The sequence below is a fragment of the Microbacterium sp. H83 genome, from assembly GCF_001650405.1.
In the GTDB taxonomy this organism is placed as follows: Bacteria; Actinomycetota; Actinomycetes; order Actinomycetales; family Microbacteriaceae; genus Microbacterium.
This window is the reverse complement of record NZ_LWCU01000006.1, coordinates 71789-91818: the sequence shown is the minus strand read 5'-3', so window position 1 is coordinate 91818 and position 20030 is coordinate 71789. Positions and strand designations below refer to the sequence as shown.

Below are 20030 nucleotides of genomic sequence, written 5' to 3'. Positions count from 1 at the left end.
CCCCCGATGTCCCCCGCGAAGCGCAGGGGCACCCCCCGATGTCCCTCCGGACCGCCGAGCGCAGACTCTCAGTACGCGCCACTCGGCACTCACGAACAGGGGAACATCATGGCTGTGCAGGACAACGACAACACGCTCGGTGCTCAGTGGAATCTGGGCCTCGACAACGTCGCGAACGGGAACACCGACAACACGGACAACTCCGACAACTCGACGACGGACAACAGCGACAACTCGGACAACTCGGACAACAGCGACAACTCCACGACCGACAACTCGGACAACTCCGACAACTCGACGACGGACAACAGCGACAACAGCGACAACTCGGACAACAGCGACAACTCGGACAACAGCGACAACTCGGACAACTCCGACAACTCGTGGACGGACAACTCCGACAACAGCGACAACTCCGACAACTCGGACAACTCCGACAACTCGTGGACGGACAACTCGGACAACTCCGACAACAGCGACAACTCGGACAACTCCGACAACAGCGACAACTCCGACAACTCGGACAACAGCGACAACTCCGACAACTCGTGGACGGACAACTCCGACAACTCGGACAACTCCGACAACAGCGACAACTCGGACAACTCCGACAACTCGATCAACGACTCGTTCCAGGACAACTCGGTCAACGACTCCGGCAACACGACGCTGAACGACCACTCGATCAGCATCGGCACCCGCCAGTTCAACTCGGGTCTCAACGACGTGTCGTTCGGGGGATCGGGACTCGGCGGAACGGGCGGCGGCAGCTTCACGATCGACGCGCGCTCGACGGTGAGCGATCAGTCGGTCAACCAGAACATCACGACCTCGGCCGGCGGCGCAGCCGCATCCGCGGGCGCGACCGGTCTGGCCGGACTCGGCTACGGCGGCGGTGCTCCCGCGACCGGCGGCGACGTGACGCAGACGTTCGGCAACAGCAGCGTCATCGTCTCGGGAGACGGTTCGGTGGCCGCGGGCAACGACGGCACGCTCACCGACATCGACACCAGCATCACCACGGGCGACGTGTCGATCGGCAACGAGAGCTACACCGACTCCTTCAACGAGGACTTCTCCGAGAACTGGTCGATCAACGACTCGTTCCAGGACAACTCCATGACGGACAACTCCGACAACTCCACCACCGACAACTCCGACAACTCGATGACCGACAACTCGGACAACTCGGACAACTCGGACAACTCGATGACGGACAACTCCTGGTCGGTCAACGACTCGTTCCAGGACAACTCGATGCTGGACGACTCGGAGACCTGGACGGCGACGGACTCGTTCCAGGACAACTCGATGACCGACGGCTCGCTGGACGTCGACGTCTCGGACGTGAACGTCAACAGTCCGTCGGGCGACATGAACGACATCGCGTTCTGACCCCGACCTGCCCGGCTGCCTCTGGAAGGCAGCCGGGCACACCACTACACTTCGAATCACCCGACACGAAGGTCGTGACGACATGTCCCACGAGGAACCGACGGATCCGGCGCAGACGCCGACCGACCTCGACGGCTTCGACGCGGGTTTCTGGACGGAAGCCGCCGTGGAGGCCGACCCCGCAGGGTCGAACATCTTCACGGCGGAGATCGAGAACGTGAACTCCTCCGACTGGGAGATGGACCCCGACATCATCTGGGGAGATGAGACGGTCCTGACGCACGACGTCGACGGAGGATCACTGGGGGCGGACTTCGCGGTCTGAACCCGAGCACTGGGGGAGCGAGGGGTGGTGCACCACCCCTCCGCTCAAAGACGAGGGGCACGAGGGGGTCGGGTGTCGGAGGCAGCCAGCACGGAGGACTCGGTCCTCAGCACGGTGCGCGAGGTGGGGAGACTCGCGGCCTCCGCAGGGCGCGCGGATCTGGCGTCCCGTCTCGAGCAGACGCATCGACGGTTGCTCGACCCGGGGATCCGGGTCGTCGTGGTCGGCGAGTTCAAGCAGGGCAAGAGCAAGCTGATCAACGCTCTCGTGAACGCTCCGGTCTGCACGGTCGACGACGACGTCGCGACGACGGTGCCGACGGTGGTCGGCTACGCCCCTCAGCCCTCGGCGTGGATCCTGGAGCGGTCGGCGGATGCGCCGCCGACGCGCGGCGAACCGCCTGTCATGCGTCGCGAGATCCCGATCGACGCCCTCGCCGACTACATCTCCGCGCAGGGCAACCCCGACAACGAGCGGGGCATCCTCGCCGCCGAGGTGCTGCTGCCGAGGGAGATCCTGCGCGGGGGCCTGCAGCTGGTCGACTCGCCCGGTGTCGGAGGCTTCGAGTCGACGAACGCGCTGACCACGCTGGCCGCGATCTCCTCGGCGCACGCGGTGCTCATGGTGTCGGATGCGTCGCAGGAGTACACCGAGCCCGAGGTGCAGTTCCTCAAGCACGCCATGCGGGTCTCGCCGAACGTCGCCGCGGTCCTCGCCAAGACCGATCTGTACCCCGACTGGCGCGAGGTCGAGGAGATCGATCGGCGGCACCTCCGCGAGGTGGGCGACGTGCCCGTCTTCTCGGTGTCGAGCGACCTGCGCCTCCTCGCCGCGGAGACGCAGGACCGCAGTCTCAATGACGAGTCCGGCTTCCCCGGGCTGGTCGCGCACCTGCGCCGGGAGGTGCTCGGCCGCGCCGAGGTCATCCATGAGCGCGCCGCCGTGCATGACCTGCTGTCGGTGGTCGATCAGCTCGCGGTGTCGATGCGCACCGAGCTGAACGCGCTGCTGAACCCCGAGGACACCCCTCGCATGATCGCCGAGCTCGAAGAGGCGAAGGCGAAGGCCGACGAGTTCCGCGGACGCTCCGCGCGCTGGCAGGTCACGCTCACCGACGGCATCGCCGACCTCGTCGCCGACATGGAGCACGACCTCCGCGATCGGCTCCGTCGCGTCATGCGCGAAGCCGAGCAGTCGATCGAGGAGGGCGACCCGGGGCCGATCTGGGACCAGATCACCGAGTGGCTCGATCAGCGCGTCGCAGCGGCCGTCGCCGAGACCTTCGTCTGGACGGACGAGCGCTCGCGATGGCTCTCCGAGGAGGTCGCGGAGCTCTTCAGCCAGGAGGAGGCCGAGCTCCCCTCCATCGACGTGGGCGACACCCGAGGCGTGCTCGACGTCGTCGAAGGGATCTCCGGCATCGACTCGGGGCAGCTCAGCGCCGGAGAGAAGATCTTCATCGGCGTGCGCGGATCGTACGGCGGCGTTCTCATGGTGGGACTGGTCACGGGTCTCATCGGCATGTCGCTGATCAACCCGCTGTCACTGCTCGCCGGCGTCCTGGTCGGAAGACGGGCGTATCGCGAGGACATGAGCGCGCGGCTCGGACGGCGCCAGCAGGAGGCCAAGGCTCTCGTGCGCCGCCACATCGACGAGGTCATCTTCCAGGTCGGCAAGCAGCTCAAGGATCGGCTGCGGCTCGTGCAGCGCACAGCGCGCGACCACTTCGGCGCCATCGCCGAGGAGCTGCACCGTTCGCTGTCGGAGGCGCTCACCGCGGCGAAGCAGGCGGCCACGGCGTTCACCTCCACCCGAGACGCGCGCGTCGTCGCGCTGCAGAAGCGGATGGATCAGCTCGAGGCGATGCGCCGTCGGGTGCCCGCCATCGAGGGCATGGTCGCACCGCCCTCCCTCGAGCAGCGTCCTCGGGGTGCGGCCGAGCTCGAGGCGCCGGCACGTGGGGCCGCGCGATGACGACCCCGATCACCGAGATCGTGCGCGACCTCCTCGCCGCCTCGAGAGCCGCTTATGGAGAGGACCCGCGTGCCCTGAAGACCATCGACGAGCTGGATGCCCGGCTGGAGAAGCCGCTCCGGCTCGCTGTCGCGGGCATGGTCAAGGCGGGCAAGTCGACGCTCCTGAACGCCATGCTCGGCGAGCAGATCGCACCGACCGACACCGGGGAGTGCACGCGAGTCGTGACGTGGTACCGGTACTCGCCCACGCCCACCATCACGATGCATCCGCGCGTCGGCGCGCCCCGGCGGATGCCGATCCGCAGGGATCGCGGCCGGCTCGTCCTCGACCTCAACGGTCTGGTCGCCGAGCAGGTGGAGTGGATCGACGTCGGCTGGCCGCTGCAGTCGCTGAAGTCGGTCATCCTCATCGACACCCCGGGGATCGCGTCGCTGTCGGAGGACACGTCGGCGCGCGCGGCACGGTTCCTCACTCCCGACGACGCGCCGCCGGCGGCGGACGCGGTCGTCTATCTGCTGCGGCACCTGCACGGCTCCGACATCAAGTTCCTGCGGGCCTTCCAGGACACGGCGGCGGGCGCCGCGCAGACCGTGTGCGCCGTCGGCGTCCTGTCGCGCTCCGACGAGGTCGGCTCCGGGCGCATCGACTCGCTGCTGTCGGCGCGCAAGGTCGCGCAGCGCTATCAGTTCGACCAGGAGCTCGCGTCGCTCACCCTGGGCGTGATCCCCGTCGCCGGTCTGCTCGCCGAGGGAGCGCGCACACTGCGCGAGAGCGAGTACATCGCCTTCCGGGAGCTGGCCGGGCTCGACCGGGCGGATCGCGAGCGCCTGCTCGTCTCCGCCGATCGCTTCGTCCGGGAATCGTCGATCACAGGGCTGAGCGTCACCGTCCGCCGCGATCTGCTGGCGCGGTTCGGCATCTTCGGCGTGCGGATGGCCGTCACCGTCATCCGGGGCGGGGCGCGGAACTCGACCGAGCTGGCGGCGGAGCTCATCCAGCAGAGCGGCCTGCTCGAGATCCAGGCCTTCGTGTCCGAGCAGCTGCTGTCGCGAGAGGCGACGCTGAAGGCTCGCGGCATCGTGCTGCAGCTCGAGCGGCTGCTGCAGGAGCATCCGCCGCACGACCCGTCACCGCTGCGGGCCGGGATCGAGCGTTTCACCCTCGCCGCACACACGCTTCGCGAGCTGTCGGTGCTCTCCGAGGCCCGGGCCCGTCGGCTGCCGCTGGGTGAGGACGACGCCGCGGAGGCCGAGCGGATCGTCGGCGCAGAGGGGACCGCGGCGCACCTGCGGCTCGGCGCCGCGTCGACCGCGGACCTCGACACGCTCCGGGACGCCGTGCGGGAGAAGCTCGCCCACTGGCGGACGCGGGTCGAATCGCCGGCCGCGAGCACCGAGACGAGGGCCGTGTGCCGGGTGGTGATCCGCAGCCTGGAGGCGATCGCGTCAGAGCTCGGGGCCGGCCGTCCCCTTCGGCCCGGCCCGACGGACGTCGACGCGCCGGGCGGACCAGGACATGGCGCGGGGGAGGATGCTGCACAGCAGCGCGAGGACCACGAGCCCCGCCTGCGCCGTGATCACCGTCTGAAACTGCTCTCCGCGCGCCCCGAGCGCCACCCATTCGGGTGAGAGGGCGACGAGGATCAGGAGAACCCCTAATGTCGCCAGCTGCCACCAGCGCACCTGGGGTCGCCGCGCGCTGAAGGACACGAGAAGAGTGATCTGGGTGAGCACGATCGCGACGAGCGTGCCGAAGACGATCCAGAAGATGATGTCGGCGGCCGTCTCGTAGGTCTCGTCGCTGCGATCCGCCGTCACGGACCGGGCGACCTCCTCGATGAGCGGCAGCAGCTCCTGCCGGAGGACGAACAGGTAGACCGCCGCGAAGGCACCCGCCGCGAAGCTGAGGATCCAGAAGAACTGTGCGAGCCGCACCTCGAACGGCGGGGTGAGCTTGACCAGCACCGGCGCCCCGTTGCTGCTCGTCGTCGACGGTCTCTCCGGGGCGCCTCGAGCGTTGTCGGGGTCGCGATCGGTCACGGCAGTGATGTCAGTCCTCCTCGACCGGCTCTTCGACGACGGGCTGCTCGGCGGCAGCCGCGCTCGCCGCATCCGCGTCGTACGAGTCGTCCGTCGCGGTCATGTCCGCCTCCAGCACGTCCGCCGGCTCGGGGACGTCCGCGGGAGCGACCGGCGGCGTCTGCTCGACCGGAGCGGCGGGGGCGGGCGCGGGCGCCGGTGCGGGCGTCGGCGCGGGGGTCGCCGCGCCGCCGTTGAAGCTGCCGTCGTTCGTCTCGTTGCCGATCGCCACGTCGCCGATGGTCACATCGACGTCGCTGTCGTCGATCGTGCCGTCGTGACCGGCGGCGACCGAGCCGTCTCCCGAGGCGATGATCGCCTCCTGGTCGAAGATCTGGGTGACGTCGCCGCCCTCGGTCCAGATGTTCTGGTTGACCGAGTTGTCGACGATGGTGGAGCGCGCGTCGACCGTCGTCGTGCTGAACTGCTGCACCATGCGGAGGATCTGGTTCGTGACCTCGGTGTCTCCCGTGGTCCGCACGACCGGGGCCTCGGTCTGGGTGCGCATCACGACGTCCGGTCGATCGACGATCACCGGACGGACGGCGGCGAGATCCTTCATGCACGCCGTCTCGAGATTGTGGTCGGCGAGTCCTCCGGAGGGATTCGCGGCGAACTCCGCGGCGGCCTCCGGGTCTCGCAGAAGACTGAGGATGAAGGCGAGCAGCGCATCGGCTATCGTCTCGACCGGTGTAGTCATGGACAGTTCCCCCTTGCAGACGTCACTTCGAGTTCATCCCAGTGCGGACCTTGCCGTCGTTCTTCCCCTCGGCGTCCCCAGATCCTGCTTCGGAGCGTAGGCGCATCGCGCTCGTCGGGCATCGGGGATCACCCCGATGCCCGGAGGGGGACCGAGGGGGGTCCCGCGTGATCGCTCGTGACGCCGCGGCCCTGGGCCGGTCGATCCTCGAGGATCAGCTGGCGCAGCTTGGCGATCACATCGGAGCGCGAGGTCGCGCCGAGTCGGTGGCGGATATGCGCGATGTGGTGCTCGGCGGTGCGCGGCGAGATGAAGATGGCCTCGCCGATCTCCGCATACGTCTTGCCCTGCAGCACCAGGCGGGCGACCTCGATCTCCCTCTCGCTCAGCACCTCCTCGGGCGCCGGTCGCGTGCTGTCGGCGTTCGAGGCCTCCTCCGTCGCCGTTGCCGTCGCACGCCGCTGCTGATCGGTCGGATGCAGCTCGCGCGCACAGGCGAGCAGGCGCGCAGCGGTCTTCCGGTCGTCCGTGCGTCCGGCCCCGTGCCCGGCGAGCCGCGCGCCGTCCCATTTCAATCCCACCGAGGCGAGTCCGGCGGCCGCCGCCTCGACCGCCGCCGCGTCGACGTTGCCGGCGAGGACGGACGTCCACACCCGGCCGGCGCTCGCCATCACCGCCGCGACATGGTCGTGCGCGGAGGCGGCCACGAGGGCCTTCGCGTGGGGCGCGACCACCGTCGGATCGCCGAGCAGGATGCCCTGCTGGATGCCCGCCCAGCGCAGATGGGTGATCCACAGCGGCGGGTCGCCGAGCGCGGCGGTGATCTCCAGAGCATGGGCGAAGTGACGTGCGACCTCGCCCGCGGCGCCGACGCGGGCTGCCGCGCTGAGCAGTTCGCCGAGCGGATGCAGCAGGTACAGGTCGATGTCGGCACGCAGCAGAGTGACGCGAGCGTGGCGCCAGGCCGATTCCAGACCGGCGGCGTCCTCGTATCGACGCGCGATGGCGACGGCGACCGCGCCGTCGAGCAGCGCGTCGCGCGCGGACATCCGCGGGGCGAGCGCGCGGGCCTGCTCGAGGGCCTCCCGCGCGGCTGTCGGCCTCGCGCGTTGCACGGCCACCCACGCGCGCCACAGCAACAGGCGAGGGCGAGCCCAGATACCGCCGTGCCGACCGCGGACGGCCTCGTCGATGACGCTCTGGGCCGTCCGCAGCGCGCCGAGGTCGAGAGCGACGACCGCCGCGATCACCGCCGGCAGCTCGGGGAGCGGCGAGCGCGATCCGGAGCTCGTGTACAGCTCGGACGCGCGCACGAGATCCGCGAGCGACGATCCGGACGCCGAATGGAGCGTGGCCGACAGGCCGCTCTGCAGCAGGTCGCGCGCTGCACTGAGGGTGGTCGGTCGCGATGCCGTCGCGTCCCGCTCCGCATCGGCGGATGCCGGGCGCGGCGAGCCGACCGCGGTGGCGGCCATGGTCGCGCCGAGCCCAGAAGCCCTGTCGTGCGGGGGTGCGGCGCGATAGGTCGCATCGGCGTGAGCCATCATGCCCCGCGCCGCCCACACGGCGGCGGCGACGTCCGTCAGGCCGGACTCGTCCGCCGACGGCGCGTCGTCGACGATCACCATCACGGCATCCAGATCTCCCGTCGCCCAGTGCGCCTCGGCACGGCGCCGCGCCAGTCGATCCGGCGACACCCCGCACTCCTCGGCGCGGCGGTACAGCTCGAGCGAGCGACCGGGGTGCGTGTCCTGCATCCGATCGCCCTGCCGGACGAGCGCGTCGCCGACCGACGCGTCACGGACCGCGGCGAGCCAGTCGCCGGCATCCGCGACGGCCATCGGGTCGCGGATCAGCCCGGCGACGATGGCCGGACCGAGGTCGATGAGCCGTCGCGGCGACATCGAGGCGCGCACGGCGGAGCGCACGATGGGCACCGGCGTGCCGTCGCGCAGGAGCAGTCCCTCCGCATGCCCGTGGCGCACGAGGTCGTCGGGGTCGCGTACCGTTTCGTCGTCGATGCCGTCGGACACCGTCCGGTCCGGCCAGACGACGCACAGCTCCTCGATCGCGCTCCGGAGCTCCGGCGGCACATCGTCGAGTCGGTAGTGCGTCCGCCCCTCCAGGGCGCGGTGCAGATCGCTGTGGCGGTCGTCGTCGTCGCACCCCTGCTCGTCATGCGAGGCCAGCGCGTCCGAGACGAGCCAGGGGATCCCGCCGGTGATCTCGAGGATGTGGGTGCGGCAGCGCTCGGGGATCGTCCGCCCGACCTCCTCGAGGTAGCGTGCGACGTCGGAGCGGCCGACCTCGCCGAGCACGATCGCCGGTCCCTTCAGCATCCGTGCGATGCGCCTGATCTCAGGCGTCGAGGGCCACGGGCGCACGGCGACGACCACTCCCGCTCCCGGATCCGCCGCTCGGCGCAGGACCGCTGCGACGTCGGCGGCGCCACGGAGGTGGAGGTCGTCGACGAGGAGGACGGCGTCGGGCGGCAGCTCGTCGAGGGCCGCGCGATCGACGTCGAGATCGACGGGGGCGAGTCCGAGCATCGACAGCCGATCGCGGAGGCGTCGGAGAGCCAGGGTCTTGCCGGATCCGGCGGTGCCGGAGATGACCGCGCGCGGCGGTCGGAGAGGCGGCTCGCCCACGGCGTCCCACAGGGCGCGGGCCCGGCGTTCCCCCAGCAGGGGCGGATTCGGTCGGCGGGCGTCGTCGGCGCTGATCGGGAGGCGGGTCATGGTCGCGGCGTCAGAGGTCGGAGGTCGGAGTCTCGGCGAGCCGTGCGCCGGCCGGGATCACGGCTCCCGGGTCGGTCTCGGTCGGGATCTGCTCGACAGGCTGCTCGGCAGGAGGCGGATCCTCCACCGGCGGGTCCGCGGGGGGCTGCTCGGCGGGCGGCTGCTCCGCGGGCGACTGCTCGACCGGCGGCTCCTCCGCCGGAGGCGGATCGTCGGGCGGTGTCTCGTCGGCGGGGGTGTCGGACGGCGTCTGGCCTGTCGAGCCGGGGGAGGCCGTGCCCGGCGCCGTCCCCGTTGACGGCGCCGGGACGAGGGGGGAGGGTGCCGACGATCGCGTCGTCGGCGAGCTCTCCGCGGCGTCGCCCAGCGGTTCCCGGACCGTGCGGCGTGCGGGAGGCTCAGCACCGTCGCTGTGCTGTCCCGGGTCCGTGCCGGGCGGCTCGGTGCCGTCGTCCGGCGTCGGGCCCTCGACCACCTGTTCGGTCGTGCGGATCGGGCGGTCGAGCAGGGCGCCCACCGCGGCCGAGGCGACGCCGACGGACGAGACACTGCCGCCCGCTCCGCCGGCCGACTCCGCCGTCGGCGTCTCGCCGATTCCGGCGCCGAACGCCGTGGCGGCGAATCCCGCCGCGACCACCACTGTCGCCGCCGCGATCGTCACCGCGGCGGTCGTGCGCGCGGAGGAGCCCGCGATCATCGGACGCAGTGCGGCGAGGAGGCGTCCTCCGCCCGGACGAGCAGCGGCCGACGGAGCTGCGGGCGCCGTCGAGGGCACCGCGGCCGCGATCGACTCGCGGACCCTGGCAGCGGCCGTCCGTGCGGCGCCGATCGCGGCCGCCATGTCGGGCGCCGCCGCCAGCGGGCGGTCGAAGCGGTCCGACAGGCGCTGCGCCACGAGCGGGATGCGGGTCGATCCCCCGGCGAGGAGGATCAGGTCGATCCGGCCGATCGACCGGCCCGCACCGTCGATCGCGCGCTCGAGCGCGTCGAGTGTGCGGTCGAGCGCCGGCTCGATCGCGGCTTCGAACTCGGAGCGGGTGATGCGCACGGTGGTGTCGCCGCCCGGGAGGTCGACCGACATGGTCGCCTCGCCGTCGAAGGACAGCGCCTGCTTCGCGGCCTCGGCCGCCCGGCGGAGTGCCGCCGGCGACGAGCTCTCCGCCGGGTCGGCAGCGGCGGCCGCCGCGTCCGCGCCGGACGCCGAGAGCGCGTGCGCGAGTACCGCGTCGTCGAACAGCATCCCGCCGTGATCGGCGAGCACCACGGGGGTCCCGCGGACCACGAAGGTGCCGTCGGCTCTCTTCTGCAGCACCGTCGCCTCGAACGTGCTGCCGCCCAGGTCGTAGACGGCGATGGTCTCGCCCGCCTCGATCCGGTGCTCTCCGTCATGCAGACGCGTCACCGCCTCGGCGGAGCTGAGCAGCTCGACGTCGTCGACGCCGACCGCCGACAGCGCGGTGCGCACCGCCGCGGCGCGATGCGCGGTCCACGACGACGGATGGGTGAGCGCGATCGCGGTGGGCGGCGGACCGCCGCGCGCGACCTCGTCCCGCGCCCAGAGCACGAGGCGCGCGCACAGCTCCTCGGCGGAGACGGATCGGTCTCCCGCCAGCAGCGGGACCTCGTCTCCCACGTCGCGGACGAATCCGCGGATCAGCCGCTCCGGTCTCGCGGCGCCCGCGTCCTCGGCGGCGCGGCCGAACAGCAGGTCGCCCTCGTCGGTGACGTAGCAGGCCGCGGCGATGGTGCCGTCCCCGTGCCCCAGCACGTGGGAGTCGGCTTCGATCTCTTCGCTCGGCGCGAGACGGGCCGTCGCCGCACCCACGCGGCTCATCCCCATATCCAGCGCGAGCACGAACTCGGACTCGCTCATTTGGTATTCCGTCTACCATCCCCAGAAGTAGTGTCGGACACGCTCACTATAGGTCTTCGATCGGGCCAGCGGTAGGGGTCTGGCGAAGTGCAGCATTCCGACATTCTGCGCGTGATTCCTGCCGATCCGCCGGCCCCCGCGGCGAGGCCTCCCGGTCGTCCCGCCGCGGGCATAGGGTGAGTCGGTGACCACGCCGAGATCCGCCGCGCTCAGCGGTCAGACCGCCGGCGTCGCGTACGCCGGGGCGGCGTATCTGCTCTGGGGATTCCTCCCGCTCTACTTCCTCCTGCTCGCCCCGACGGGGCCGTGGGAGGTCGTCGCCTGGCGCGTGCTGCTGTCCTTCGTCTTCTGCGTCCTGCTGCTCAGCGTCACGCGCGGGTGGCACGCGCTCATCGCGATCGTGCGACGACCACGCCTGCTCGGCTGGACGGCCCTCGCCGGCGCGCTCATCTACGTCAACTGGCAGGTCTTCCTCATCGGCACGCTCACGGGCAACGTGATCGAGACGAGTCTCGGCTACTTCATCAACCCGATCACCACCGTGCTGCTGGGCGTGTTCGTGCTCCGCGAGCGCATCCGGCGCCTCCAGTGGGCGGCGATCGGCATCGCGGCGGTCGCCGTGGTCGTCATCGTCGTCGCCTACGGCGACTTCCCGTGGATCGCGCTGTCGCTCACCGCGTCGTTCGGCATCTACGGCCTCATCAAGAAGCGCATCGGCGCCGCCGTCGACGCGGTCAGCGGCCTGACGCTCGAATCGTTCTGGCTGATCCCGATCGCGGTCGTGCAGCTCGTCATCGTCGCCTCGACGCCCGAGGGCATCACGATGGGGCAGAACGGCATCGGGCACGGCGTGCTGCTCGCGTTCGCGGGCGTGGCCACGGCGGTGCCGCTGCTGCTGTTCGCCGCCGGCACCCGGCGCATCGACCTCACGGTCATCGGGATGATCCAGTTCATCACCCCGATCATGCAGTTCGTCATCGGCGCCGCCGTGCTCGGCGAGCCCATGCCCGTCGAACGCTGGATCGGCTTCATCATCGTGTGGATCGCGATCGCGGTGTTCGTCGTCGACCTGCTGATGACGGCCGCCCGGGGGCGGAGAGCGGGCGCTGTCGGAGCGCTCTGACACGGCGCGCGGGACCCGTCGGACCGGGTGTCCGGATCGTTAACGCACCGAAATACTCCCGACCCCTGCGCGAGACGATCTGGTCCTAGTGTTAGAGCACCCGACCGTGGTCACAATCCACGGCCAGTCACGCAAGGGAGCATCATGATCGCATTCACGCGCTCGCGCAGCGCCAAGATCTTCGCAGGAGTCGCGCTTCTCAGCGCCTCCGCGCTGGTCATCGCTGGCTGCAGCGGCACGCCCTCGGAGGAGCCCTCGGAGGGCGGCGGCGGCGAGTCGTCGGCCGACCTCACTCTGAAGCTCGGCTCGCTGCTGCCGCAGACGGGCTCGCTGTCCTTCCTCGGACCGCCCATGGAGTCCGGCGTCGGACTTGCGGTCCAGGAGGTCAACGACGCAGCCGCAGGCATCACCATCGACCTCACCGCCGAGGACGAGGGCGACACCGACACCAAGGCGTACGAGACGTCGATCACGAAGCTGCAGGGTGCAGGCGTGTCGGCGATCGTCGGCGCCGCCGCATCGGGCGTCTCGCGCCTGATCCTCGACGGCAACGTCAGCGCCGGCATCCTCCAGATCTCGGCGTCGAACACCGGCCCCGACTTCACGGACTGGGACGACAACGGCCTGTACTTCCGCACCGCTCCCAGCGACCTGCTGCAGGGCGAGGTGCTCGGCAACCTGATCGCCGAGGACGGCGCGAAGACGCTCGGCGTCATCTACCAGAACGACGCCTACGGCACGGGTCTGTTCGAGAACATCCAGTCGACGTTCGAGAACGCCGGTGGCGAGGTCGTCGCGAGCGCGTCGTACAACGTCGGCGACGGTCAGTTCGACGCGCAGGTCGCGACGATCCAGGCCGAGAACCCCGACGCCGTCGCGATCGTCTCGTTCGACCAGTTCAAGACCATCGCACCGCTGCTCTCGAACGCGGGCGTCTCGCCCGAGAAGTGGTACCTCGTCGACGGCAACCTGTCGGACTACGGTTCGTCGCCCGACACGAACTTCCCGTTCTCGCTCGAGGGTGCGCAGGGCACCAAGCCGGGTCCGGCCCTCGAGGACGACTTCACCGACCGCCTGCAGACGTTCTGGACCGGTGAGGGCAACCCCGAGGTCAACGACTTCACCTACGCGGCCGAGGCGTACGACGCCGTGGTCCTCGTGGCTCTCGCGTCGCTCGCGGCCGGCTCCACGGAGGGCGCGGACATCGCGGCCAAGATGCAGGAGGTCTCCGGCGGCAGCGGCGACGGCGAGAAGTGCACGAGCTTCGCCGACTGCGCCAAGATCATCAACGACGGAGGCACCGCCGACTACGACGGCTACTCCGGCGAGGTGACGTTCGACGAGAACGGCGACCCGACGGGCGCCTCGATCGGCACCTACGTGTACGGCGCTGACAACCTCATCACCCGCACGAACTGATCATCACCGCGAAGGCCCCGGATGCTCGGCATCCGGGGCCTTCGTCATGCCGCCCGCGGAGTGAGCCGGTGCCCGCGGGTGCGCAGACGGCGAGAGGGGCGGATGCCCCGCGGCATCCGCCCCTCTCGTCGTCGCGCTCAGGCCGCGTCGGTGCCCAGCGTGCCCAGGTAGAGGCCGATGACCTTCGGGTCGTTCAGCAGATCGCGTCCCGTGCCCTCGTACGCATCCCTGCCCTGATCGAGGACGTAGCCGCGGTCGCAGATCTGCAGGCAGCGACGGGCGTTCTGCTCGACCATGATGGTCGTCACCCCGGCCTTGTTGATGTCGGAGACGCGGATGAACGCGTCGTCCTGTCGGACGGGGGAGAGGCCGGCCGACGGCTCGTCGAGCAGCAGCACCGAGGGATCCATCATGAGCGCGCGCGACATCGCGACCATCTGCCGCTCGCCGCCGGAGAGCGATCCCGCGCGCTGCTTGAGCCGCTTGCCCAGCTCGGCGAAGATGCCGGTCACGAACTCGAGCCGCTCGGCGTACGCCTTCGGGTTCTGATACAGCCCCATCTGCAGGTTCTCCTCGATCGAGAGCGAGGGGAAGACGTTGTTCGTCTGCGGCACGAAGGCCACGCCGCGCTTCACGAGCTTGTCGGCCTTCAGTCCCACGATGCTCTCGCCGTTCAGCGTGATCTCGCCGCTGCGGACGTTCAGGAGTCCGAAGATCGACTTCAGGAGCGTCGACTTCCCGGCGCCGTTGGGGCCGATGATGCCGATGAGCTCGCCCTGCCTCGCGATGAGATTCGCCCCGTTGAGGATGTTGACGCCCGGCAGGTAGCCGGCGTGCACGTCCTTCATCTCGACGACGATGCGGTCGTCCACGGATGCGTCGGTCATGCCTTGCCCTCCTCGGTGCTCTCGGCGGCCAGCTCGGCGTCTGCCTCGGCCTCGATCTGCTCGCGCAGCTTGACGGCCGCGGTGTCGGCGAGCACGGGGATGCGCCCGGTGACGGCCCCGAGGTCCACGTCCTGGTGCGCGCCGAGATAGGCGTCGACCACGGCCGGATCCTCCATCACCTCGTCCGGCGGACCCTCGGCGACGACGCGTCCCTCGGCCATGACGACCACCCAGTCCGCGATGTGGCGGACCATGTGCATGTCGTGCTCGACGAAGAGGACCGTCATGCCCTGGTCCTTCAGATCGAGGATGTGGTCGAGCAGGGACTGCGTGAGCGCCGGGTTGACGCCGGCCATCGGCTCGTCGAGCATCACCAGGGTGGGATCGCTCATGAGCGCCCGCGCCATCTCGAGGAGCTTGCGCTGGCCGCCCGAGAGCGCGGCTGCGAAGTCCTTCTCCTTGGCATCGAGCTTGAACCGGGTGAGGAGCTCACGGGCCTTGGTCTCGATCTCCTGATCCTGCTTCCGCCAGAGGAAGGGGAACAGGCTCGACCAGAAGCCCTCGCCGCGCTGGCCCGGCGCGCCGAGCTTCATGTTCTCGAGCACCGTGAGGAGCGAGAGAGACTTCGTGAGCTGGAAGGTGCGCACCTGGCCCATCCTCGCGACCTTGAAGGACGGCACTCCCGACAGGTTGGTGCCGTCGAACGACCACGAGCCGCTGTTGGGCTTGTCGAACCCGCAGAGCAGATTGAACAGCGTCGTCTTGCCGGCGCCGTTCGGGCCGATGAGCGCCGTGATCGCACCGCGGGGGATCTCGACATGATCGACGTCGACGGCGGTGAGGCCGCCGAAGCGGCGCTGCACGGCATCCACGACGAGGATCGGGTCGACCTTCGCCACACCCGGCGCCGCGGGGCCCTTGGTGAGCCCCGTCGTCTTCGGGCGGCGGATGCTGCCGGTGGAGGGCGCCGGCTGGGCGCCCTCATCGGGGGTCAGTTCACTTGACAAAGGTCATCTCCCTCTTGTCTCCGAGGATGCCCTGCGGGCGGAAGATCACGAGCAGCATGAGCGCCACTCCGACGAAGACGAACACGAGCGTCGAGGCCTGGCTGTCGGACATCGGCAGGATGCCGGCCTTCGCCATGGCCGGGAGCAGGTTCGCCAGGAAGGCGAAGACGACCCAGAACAGCACCGCGCCGAGCGTCGGGCCGAGCACCGTCGCCGCCCCGCCGAGCAGCAGGATGGTCCACAGGAAGAACGTGAGCGACGTCGTGTAACTGCCGGGGACGACGGCCGAGGGGAGGACGAACACGATCCCGCCGGCGGCGCCGATGATGCCGCCGACGACGAGCGCCTGCAGCTTGTACGCGAACACGTTCTTCCCGAGCGACCGCACGGCGTCCTCGTCTTCGCGGATGCCCTTGAGCACCCGTCCCCACGGGCTGCGCATGAGCGCCCACACGAGGAGCACCGCGATCGCCAGGACGATGATGCCGAAGACGCGGTTCCACAGATCGTTCGCCGTGAGCGTCCACGGACCGAATCCGTAGGTGCCCTCCGGGAACGGGTTCGCATCGCGGAATCCGCCGTTGAACTGCGCGAGGCCGTCCGCCGAGTTGGTGTACTCGTCGAAGAGCTGCGTCGTGAACAGGAGGCGCACGATCTCACCCGCGGCGATGGTCGCGATGGCGAGATAGTCGGCACGCAGCCGCAGGGTCGGGATGCCGAGGATGATGGCGAACACCGCGCCGCCGATCAGGCCGATCAGCATGCCGATCCACCAGGGCAGACCGAAGGTGAGCACCGAGATCGCGTACCCGTAGCCGCCGATCGCCATGAACGCGGCCATGCCGAAGTTCAGCAGGCCCGCGTAGCCGAAGTGCACCGCGAGGCCCGTGGCCGCGAGGGCGTAGGCGATCGTGACCGGGCTGATCAGGTAGACCGCGGTGTTGGAGAAGATGCTTCCGAAGTCCATCGTCAGCCCAGCCTTTCCTTGCGTCCGAGCAGACCCTGGGGCCTGACCAGGAGGATGACGATCAGGACGACGAGGGCGCTCGCGTACTTGAGGTCGGAGGGGATCCACAGCGTCGAGACCTCGACGGCGATGCCGACGATCAGCGAGCCGACGAGGGCGCCGAACGCGGTGCCGAGGCCGCCGAGCGTGATCGCGGCGAAGATGAGCAGCAGCATCTGCACGCCCATGTCCCACTTCACGCCGGGGCGGAAGTACGCCCACAGGATGCCGGAGATCGCGGCCAGGACGCCGGCGAGGATCCAGACGATGCGGATCACCCGGTCGACGTCGATGCCGGACGCCGCGGCGAGCTGCGGGTTGTCCGAGATGGCGCGGGTGGCCTTGCCGATGCGGGTGCGGGTCAGGAACCAGGCCACGCCGAGGATCACGACGATGCTGACGGCCATCGCGATCATGTCGATGTAGGAGAGCGAGATCGGTCCGAACTGGATCGGCTCGGGGCTCGCACCCGGGAGCTGCCGCGTGCCGCCTCCGATGAAGTACTGGAACACGTACCGCAGCGCGAGGGAGAGGCCGATGCTGACGATCATGAGCTGCACCACACCGAGACCTCGGCGGCGCAGCGGACGCCAGAGTCCGGCATCCATGGCCCAGCCGAACAGGCCGCCGCCGATCACCGCCGCCGCGATGCCGAGCCACAGCGGCAGGTGCCAGAAGCTCGTGGTGACCAGCGCCACGAGTCCGCCCCAGGTCACCATCTCGGCGTGAGCGAAGTTCGACAGGCGGGTCGTGCCGTAGATCAGCGCGGCGCCCATCGACGCGAGTGCGAGCAGGAGACCGAAGTTCAGACCTCCCACGAGGCGCGAGAGGAGCTGATCCGCGAACGAGACGGTGATGCGCTCGCCTTCGCCGAGGAAGAGGTTGAGGATCTTCGTGCCGGTGAGGCCGAACTCGACCTCGAACGACGCCGTGGTGCCCGAGATCGGCTGCGTGCCCTCCGGCAGCTGCGCGGCGTCGACGATGACGCCGTCGGGGAGGGTGTCCTCGTCGACCGTGAGGGTGTACGTCTCCTTCTCGGGGACGTACAGGCGCCACTTGCCCTCGGCGTCCGTCTCGGTCTCGCCCTCGAAGCCGCCGCCCTCGATCGTCATGACGACGCCCTCGACGGGCTCGTCCTCGAAGGTGATCACGCCCGCGAAGTAGAAGTCGGTGACCTCCTGACCGTCGTCGGTCTCCTCCGCAGAGGCGGATGCGGGTGGCTGCACCCAGAGGAATGCCATGGCGAGGAGCGCAGCGAGCAGGGCGACAGCCCACCGCTTTCCGCTTCGATTCGCCGAGATCGTCGGACTCACAGAACCTCCAGTCGAGTACACAGACCATGACCGGGTTGTTCATCGGCCCTGATGTACGACGGTATGAGCGTAATGTGTCGGCTCTGTTTCAACCAAGGCACGATCTGCTCACGGTGAGAACGATCCCATCACGAAGTTGCGCGATGCGCGCCCCGAGGGCCGGTCGCGGCGTGCGGTATGCCGGCATCCGCCGGGAATTTCCCCAGGGTCGCGACGCTTAGAATTGGTACACCTCGCCCCAGATCGCGCCCGCAGGAGGACAATCCATGGACCAGCACGACCCCTTCGGCTTCGTCGGACTCACGTACGACGATGTGCTGCTCCTCCCGGGGCACACCGACGTCATCCCCAGCGAGGCGGACACCTCGTCGCGGATCACTCGCCGGATCTCGGTCGCGACCCCCCTGCTGTCCAGCGCGATGGACACCGTCACCGAGTCGCGCATGGCGATCGCCATGGCACGCGAGGGCGGCATCGGCATCCTGCACCGCAACCTCTCGATCGCCGACCAGGCCGCGCACGTCGACCGCGTGAAGCGCAGCGAGTCGGGCATGATCACCGATCCCATCACGACGACCCCCGACGCCACGGTCGAGGAGGTCGACGCGCTCTGCGCCAAGTACCGCATCTCCGGCCTTCCCGTGGTCGACCCCGACGGCCGCCTCGTCGGCATCGTCACCAACCGCGACATGCGCTTCGTCTCGGGCTTCGAGCGCCAGACGACGTTCGTGAAGGACGTCATGACCTCGGAGGGGCTGGTCACGGCCCCGGTCGGCGTCGCCGCGGGCGAGGTCATCGCGCTGTTCGCCAAGCACCGCGTCGAGAAGCTGCCGCTCATCGACGACGAGGGCAAGCTCGCGGGTCTCATCACCATCAAGGACTTCGACAAGAGCGAGAAGTATCCGCTCGCCACGAAGGACGACCAGGGCCGGCTGCGCGTGGGCGCGGCCATCGGATTCTTCGGCGACGCCTGGGAGCGCGCGGAGGCGCTCCGCGACGCCGGAGTCGACGTGCTCGTCGTGGACACCGCGAACGGCCAGTCGCAGGGCGTCATCGACCTCGTCACCCGCCTCAAGGCCGACGAGAGCTTCGCGCACATCGACGTGATCGGCGGCAACGTCGCGACCCGCGAGGGCGCGCAGGCGCTCGTCGATGCGGGCGTCGACGCCGTCAAGGTCGGCGTCGGCCCGGGATCCATCTGCACCACCCGCGTCGTCGCCGGCGTCGGCGTGCCGCAGGTCACCGCCGTGTACGAGGCGTCGCTCGCCGCGCGCCCCGCCGGCATCCCGGTGATCGCGGACGGCGGCCTGCAGTACTCGGGCGACATCGCGAAGGCGCTCGTCGCGGGCGCGGACGCCGTCATGCTCGGCTCGCTCCTCGCCGGCACCGACGAGTCGCCGGGCGAGATCGTCTTCCAGTCCGGCAAGCAGTTCAAGCAGTACCGCGGAATGGGATCGCTCGGCGCCATGCAGACGCGCGGCAAGCAGACGTCCTACTCGAAGGACCGCTACTTCCAGGCGGACGTCCCAAGCGACGACAAGCTGATCCCCGAGGGCATCGAGGGCCAGGTCCCGTATCGCGGCCCGGTCTCCGCGGTGGCCTACCAGCTGGTCGGCGGACTCCGTCAGTCGATGTTCTACGTCGGCGCGCGCACGATCGAGGAGCTCAAGACCCGCGGCCGCTTCGTCCGCATCACGGCGGCCGGGCTCAAGGAGTCGCACCCGCACGATGTGCAGATCGTGGTCGAGGCGCCCAACTACAAGCGCTGAGGATCATGCGGAAGGGACCGGACGCCACGGCATCCGGTCCCTTCCGCATGTCCGCGACGGGGCGTACCGTGCGGGTATGTGCCGCAACATCGTGCCCCTGAACAACCTCGAACCCGCCGCCACCGACGACGAATGCCACGACGCCGCCCTGCAGTTCGTGCGCAAGATCTCGGGATCGACGGCGCCGTCGCGGGCGAACCAGGCGGTGTTCGATCACGCCGTCGACGAGATCGCCCGCGCGACCAGAGAGCTGATCGACGGGCTGACCACGTCGGCGCCGCGCAAGGACCGCGAGCTCGAGGCGACCAAGCGCCGTGCGCGATCGGCGGAGCGGTACGAGGCGATCCGCGTGTACCAGCAGGAGAAGCGCGCGGCGCGCGCGCCGGCGTGATCGCCGCGTGGCGGATCCCGCAGAGGCGC

Annotated in this window: 15 protein-coding genes; 8 read left to right on the top strand and 7 right to left on the bottom strand. The window is 69.8% G+C overall.

The window, feature by feature from the left end; genetic code table 11:
• Positions 1 to 108 precede the first annotated feature (108 nt).
• The 4 genes from A4X16_RS18015 (at position 109) to A4X16_RS03880 (ending at position 5325) form a co-directional block, all read left to right on the top strand.
• Positions 109 to 1395 carry a hypothetical protein gene (locus A4X16_RS18015; protein ID WP_067116657.1) on the top strand — a complete coding sequence of 429 codons (1287 nt, stop codon included), beginning with the start codon at positions 109 to 111 and terminating at the stop codon, positions 1393 to 1395.
• 82 nt (positions 1396 to 1477) lie between these two features.
• Positions 1478 to 1720 (top strand): hypothetical protein, encoded by a 243-nt coding sequence (locus A4X16_RS03890; protein WP_067116653.1) that lies wholly within the window; start codon positions 1478 to 1480, stop codon positions 1718 to 1720.
• 72 nt (positions 1721 to 1792) lie between these two features.
• A complete protein-coding gene (locus A4X16_RS03885) occupies positions 1793 to 3694 on the top strand; it encodes a dynamin family protein (protein WP_082914255.1) in 1902 nt (633 codons plus the stop codon).
• The gene (locus tag A4X16_RS03880; protein WP_067116650.1) at positions 3691 to 5325 is read left to right on the top strand and encodes a dynamin family protein; all 1635 of its coding nucleotides are present in this window, start codon (positions 3691 to 3693) and stop codon (positions 5323 to 5325) included. The genes A4X16_RS03885 and A4X16_RS03880 overlap by 4 nt, the downstream gene beginning before the upstream one ends.
• 421 nt (positions 5326 to 5746) lie before the next feature.
• Here A4X16_RS03880 and A4X16_RS03875 read toward each other — a convergent pair whose 3' ends face one another.
• The 3 genes from A4X16_RS03875 to A4X16_RS18395 form a co-directional block, all read right to left on the bottom strand.
• Positions 5747 to 6475 (bottom strand): IniB N-terminal domain-containing protein, encoded by a 729-nt coding sequence (locus A4X16_RS03875; RefSeq protein WP_067116647.1) that lies wholly within the window; start codon positions 6473 to 6475, stop codon positions 5747 to 5749.
• A 128-nt stretch (positions 6476 to 6603) separates the two neighbouring features.
• Positions 6604 to 9213: a LuxR C-terminal-related transcriptional regulator gene (locus A4X16_RS03870; RefSeq protein ID WP_067116644.1), complete on the bottom strand. Its 2610-nt coding sequence runs from the start codon at positions 9211 to 9213 to the stop codon at positions 6604 to 6606.
• Positions 9214 to 9223: 10 nt separating this feature from the next.
• Positions 9224 to 11086: an Hsp70 family protein gene (locus A4X16_RS18395; protein WP_067116641.1), complete on the bottom strand. Its 1863-nt coding sequence runs from the start codon at positions 11084 to 11086 to the stop codon at positions 9224 to 9226.
• A gap of 184 nt (positions 11087 to 11270) precedes the next feature.
• Here A4X16_RS18395 and rarD point away from each other — a divergent pair, with 184 nt between their 5' ends.
• Both rarD and A4X16_RS03855 read left to right on the top strand, forming a co-directional pair.
• Positions 11271 to 12209 (top strand): EamA family transporter RarD, encoded by a 939-nt coding sequence (rarD, locus tag A4X16_RS03860; protein ID WP_067116637.1) that lies wholly within the window; start codon positions 11271 to 11273, stop codon positions 12207 to 12209.
• Positions 12210 to 12353: 144 nt separating this feature from the next.
• Positions 12354 to 13628: an ABC transporter substrate-binding protein gene (locus tag A4X16_RS03855; protein ID WP_067116634.1), complete on the top strand. Its 1275-nt coding sequence runs from the start codon at positions 12354 to 12356 to the stop codon at positions 13626 to 13628.
• A gap of 137 nt (positions 13629 to 13765) precedes the next feature.
• Here the strand turns inward: A4X16_RS03855 and A4X16_RS03850 are convergent, their stop codons facing one another.
• The 4 genes from A4X16_RS03850 to A4X16_RS03835 are packed head-to-tail and all read right to left on the bottom strand — an operon-like array spanning position 13766 to position 17769.
• Positions 13766 to 14515 carry an ABC transporter ATP-binding protein gene (locus tag A4X16_RS03850; protein ID WP_067116632.1) on the bottom strand — a complete coding sequence of 250 codons (750 nt, stop codon included), beginning with the start codon at positions 14513 to 14515 and terminating at the stop codon, positions 13766 to 13768.
• Positions 14512 to 15465, bottom strand: a complete 954-nt coding sequence (locus tag A4X16_RS03845) for an ABC transporter ATP-binding protein (RefSeq protein WP_157559940.1) — start codon at positions 15463 to 15465, stop codon at positions 14512 to 14514. The genes A4X16_RS03850 and A4X16_RS03845 overlap by 4 nt, the downstream gene beginning before the upstream one ends.
• 46 nt (positions 15466 to 15511) lie before the next feature.
• A complete protein-coding gene (locus A4X16_RS03840) occupies positions 15512 to 16489 on the bottom strand; it encodes a branched-chain amino acid ABC transporter permease (RefSeq protein ID WP_067116626.1) in 978 nt (325 codons plus the stop codon).
• Between the two features lie 2 nt (positions 16490 to 16491).
• Positions 16492 to 17769, bottom strand: coding sequence for a branched-chain amino acid ABC transporter permease (locus A4X16_RS03835; RefSeq protein WP_067116673.1), 1278 nt, complete (start codon positions 17767 to 17769; stop codon positions 16492 to 16494).
• 338 nt (positions 17770 to 18107) lie between these two features.
• Between A4X16_RS03835 and guaB the strand changes: the two genes are divergently transcribed.
• Together guaB and A4X16_RS03825 are read left to right on the top strand one after the other, a co-directional pair.
• The gene (gene guaB, locus A4X16_RS03830; protein ID WP_067116625.1) at positions 18108 to 19610 is read left to right on the top strand and encodes an IMP dehydrogenase; all 1503 of its coding nucleotides are present in this window, start codon (positions 18108 to 18110) and stop codon (positions 19608 to 19610) included.
• Between the two features lie 76 nt (positions 19611 to 19686).
• A complete protein-coding gene (locus tag A4X16_RS03825; protein WP_067116622.1) occupies positions 19687 to 20001 on the top strand; it encodes a DUF2277 domain-containing protein in 315 nt (104 codons plus the stop codon).
• Positions 20002 to 20030 lie beyond the last annotated feature (29 nt).